Genomic DNA, 4,003 nt, shown 5'->3' on the forward strand with positions numbered 1-4,003 from the left:
CATGCTGGTGGCGCTGTTCTTCGTGTACCGCAGCTTCTACGGCATGCGGATCGGTGGCAGCAGCGCCAAGGAGAGCCATGCGGCTCCGGTCGGCGTTCCTTCCACGGGCGCCGCCGAGGTGACGCGCCGCTAATCGAGGGCATCACGGTCGCTGACGCGGCACGGCAAACCGTTCGAGGCGTTCCGGGCAACTGCCGGAGCGCCTCGTTTGTTGAGCGACGACCTGACGTTGGATGACCGGCCGACGCGGCGTGCGCTCCGTGGTGCCCGGAGCTTCACGACGCGCCGTTCCGGATTTGCGACTACTGCTCGCAGACCAGGTTGGTCAGCGTGGTGCAATCTCTCCGATCGCTCGACAGGATGCAGTGGACGTTCGAGCCGGTGTATTCGCACTTGTAGTGATTGCCTTGAGCCGGCACGCACACGCTGCGGTTGCAGGGCACCGCATAGGCCGGCTTCACGGCCACATCCGACAGCTTTGAAAGGTAGGGCGTCTGAGAACCGGGCACTGACGGACGGAGCGTGCCCAGCACCAGCGTTCCCAGAGTCAGGAGCAGCAACGCTCCGAGCGTCAGGCGGATGGATCTCTTCATGGCTTCCTCACTTTTCACGACCCGTTGGCCTCGCGACCGGGTGTGGGTCGATCGCGACCCGGTCGTCGCCGGCGGCACCACCGGCATTCGCGGTCTCGCCGCCGAGCCACCCGTGCGTCACGCGAGGCAGCCGGTCGGAGTAGACGAAGCGGGAGGAGTGCTCCATGTCGTGGCACTCGACGCAGACACGCTCGGGCACGGCGCGCTGGATGTTGGCCGCGGCGGGCGCTTCGACGTGGCGCCCGCCCGGGCCGTGACAGCTCTCGCATTGGACGTTGGCGAGCGTCTCGTCACCGGTGCCCATGCGGAAACCGCGCGTGGCCCCGTAACCGACCACGTGACACGAGACACAGCGAGGCTGGAACTGGCGATGCTGGTCGAGCAGCGTCTTGTACGCGCGGGCGTGCGGGGTGCCCTCCCACTGGGCGAACTGCGGCTGGTGGCAGGTCGCGCACCGCTCGGCCCCGACGTAACGGCCGCTCATGCGTTCGTCGTCGCCGCCGAAGGGAGGACGGACTCCGGCCTGGACGTCCTCGAGGGTCCCGACCTGCTCGTAGAACCGGCCCAGCGCGCTCCGGATCGAAGGCTCGTCCGGAATGGCTTCATCGAGCCAGTGGTCCTCGAACTCGGCCGAGACGATCCGCCCTTGGCGGCCGAGCCCGATACGCGCGCTGGAGAATCCGTAGTTCTTGAGCGAGGCGTAGAGGACCAGCGTCTTGCCGACGAATCCCGAGGCGTCGTCGCGGCGGAGCGTCCCTTGCCCGTCGATCGTGTCGAGCCTCGGCCACGCGGGGTCGCTGGAGATCACGAGGTCGAGCCCCTTGCATTCCCGCACCAGCCGGCGAATCGTGCGGGGTGAGAGGCGACCGAGGGCCACGACCAGATCGGCGGATGGCCGGAGCGCTTCGACCTCGCGACACAGCGTCGCGGCTGGGTCGTCGATCGTCACCTGGAGGACGTTTCGCTCGTACGAGGCGTCACCGCTGCGCGGCGGTTCGAAGACTCCGATGATGCCGATTCGCCGGCCGCCGCGGCTCACGATCCGCCGTGCAGGGGCGATGGCGCCGCCGTCGGCCTGGACGTTCGAGCTCAGGTACGGCGTGTGGAGGCCGCGCGACATCGATCGGAAGTGCTCCAGCCCCGAAGCCAGCTCGGTGGTCCCGATGGCCGCGGCGTCGTACTTCATCAGGTCCATCGAGCGCAGGTAGAACCCCTGCTCGTGGAGACTCAGGGCGTCGGCCGGTTGCCCGTGCTTCGACTTGATGAACGCGCTGCCGGCGTCGAGCAGCAGCAGCGGGTCGCCGCGACCTCGGAGTCTGTTCAGCACGGTCGCACGGCGCGCCAAACCGCCGGATTGATTCACCTCGCAGCCGCAGTGCTCCAGGAAGCCGAACGACTCGCCGGTGTAGGCCACCGTCAGGTACTGGACGGCGGGCCCCGCAACGGGGTTCGGCGGGATTCTCTCGAGGGGCGCGAGCCGCTCGATCGGAAGCGCCGCCCTACCTTGCACGTAACGATGGCGAACGTCGTTCCAATCCGCGGAAGCCGACCGGGAGAGCGCCGGCCAGATCGATGGCGCCGAGCGCGAGCTAAAGAGAACCCTGATCACGTCGTCCAACCCACGCTCTTCCCCACTCGACTCGCGCAGCTGGAGGTCGAGGTACAAGGCTGCCAAGGGCGACACCAGCTCGCGAGCGATTCGACCGTCATCGCCGGCTTGATAGACGCGCTCGAGGTCGTGCTCCGAGCTTCGAGCCTCGAGCGCATCGAAGTACCCCGCCACCAGCTGCTCGAGGGCGTCCTGCTCGGACCACAACCCGGCGGCCGCCACCGAGCGGCATGCGTAGAGGCCGCGAAGGCCGTCGACCAGCCAGAAGTCTTCCGGCCGCTGGAAAGTGGTCCGGTAGGGCTCGTACACCAGGTAAGCGTCGAGCAGCCGCTCGGCGAAACGCCTCACATGACCCGGAGTGGCGGGCGCCAGCGTTCCGCCCTGACCGTTGGCCCACGCGTCCCCGAGCAACTCGTCCCCGGTCGACGCGGCGGGGACGACGAGCGTTTGATAAGCGGGACCGAGGCCGCGAGGGAAGCGGTGATGGAGGAAGCGGGCCACGCGCTCGAAGCAGCGCTCGAGCGAGTCCCGCTCCGGCCGCGCGATGCCCTCCTCGAACGCGCAAGCGAAGGTCGTCCGACCCACCACGAACGAACGATGGTCGAACCGGCCGAGGCCGATGGTGCCGGCGATCAAGTCTTCTGCGACATCGCGCTTCGACAGGCCGACGCGCCATCGACCTCCTTCGCGCCGCCAAGGCGTGACGGAGCCCCATCCTGGCGGCAGAACGAACGCAACCTCCGCTCGCCGCAGGCGTGGCGCTGGCTCGGGCACCAGAAAGATGTTTCGCCCGGTGAAGAGTCCGAATCGAGGATCGAGCGTTCCGAGGCTGGTCCCGCTGAAACCGACGTGCGAATCGCCCTGACGGTGACGGACTCGCACCGCGTACGAGAGGTGGATTTCGCGCGGGAGTGGACCTGCGATCGCGACCCGTGCGACCTGGACCGGTCGATCCGGCTTCCCGGCCGTTGCCCAGTCGACGCGCGGAGCGAATCCCTCGCGCGCGGAGGGCGACATCGTCAGATCGACTGGAGCCAGGAGCTCGCGGGCGGCGTGGCCGCGGAGCACCAGCGAGTCCCGAGAGAATCCGATCAGGGTCATGTCGACGCGTACGGAGTCCGACGCGGGATCGGGGATCGAAACCGTATAGGAGACGCTCGGCGTGTCCCCGCAGCCGGTCCCTACCAGGGCGAGGAGCGCGAGAACCAGAGAGCGGGCGCGCATGAACATGCCGTCTGCCCAGCACGCGCCGGGCCTCGCATCGCGTTGAAGCTTCTTCTCGTTCCCGGAGGCCCCAGCGACGTCCATTGGGACTGCGTCGCGAGACCCCAAACCGGGCGCGAGGCACCCGAGCGATCCGCAGTCTGTGCGCGGACGCCAAGCAGCCTGTCGAGCGAGGCCAGCGCCAGCAAGCCGGTCACCTTGTCGGCCAGGCCGCGAGCACGGCAGAGCAGGCGTACGATGACCTCCTCCCCGAAACGGGCAGACGACTCCTGCTCGCCGCCTCCGGACGCACAAACGCCTCTATTCGCTGTCATGCGAAATTCCGGCCGGGAAAGGCCAAAGGAATTTCCTGCCGGCGGCGTCAGCCCCCCATGAGCGGACGGGCAACACGGGTCGACAGGGGCTGTCTCGCGATGCTCGTCGACGGGGCCGACTTCGGGCTAGGGGTCGAGCCGGCGTGCCGGGCGCAGTCCCAGCCGCTCCCCGCTCGACGCGGAAAACCACAAGCGCCAGGCGATGCGCAGCCGCCTGGGATCCATATCCCAGGCGGCCCCGCGCGACACGAACTTCGTAGGGT

2 protein-coding genes are annotated in these 4,003 nt (G+C 68.4%); both read right to left on the bottom strand.

Annotated elements, in window-relative coordinates:
- Positions 1 to 302 precede the first annotated feature (302 nt).
- A complete protein-coding gene (locus VFQ05_16835; GenBank protein ID HET9328435.1) occupies positions 303 to 593 on the bottom strand; it encodes a hypothetical protein in 291 nt (96 codons plus the stop codon).
- Between the two features lie 7 nt (positions 594 to 600).
- Positions 601 to 3,426: a multiheme c-type cytochrome gene (locus VFQ05_16840; GenBank protein ID HET9328436.1), complete on the bottom strand. Its 2,826-nt coding sequence runs from the start codon at positions 3,424 to 3,426 to the stop codon at positions 601 to 603.
- Between the last annotated feature and the right edge of the window lie 577 nt (positions 3,427 to 4,003).

The sequence above is a fragment of the Candidatus Eisenbacteria bacterium genome (genome assembly GCA_035712145.1).
Lineage (GTDB): Bacteria > Eisenbacteria > RBG-16-71-46 > RBG-16-71-46 > RBG-16-71-46 > DASTBI01.

Bases quoted from the DNA above. Each gene is read 5' to 3' on its own strand.
- VFQ05_16835 (HET9328435.1), bottom strand. From the start codon at position 593: ATGAAGAGATCCATCCGCCTGACGCTCGGAGCGTTGCTGCTCCTGACT.
- VFQ05_16840 (HET9328436.1), bottom strand. From the start codon at position 3,426: ATGCGCGCCCGCTCTCTGGTTCTCGCGCTCCTCGCCCTGGTAGGGACC.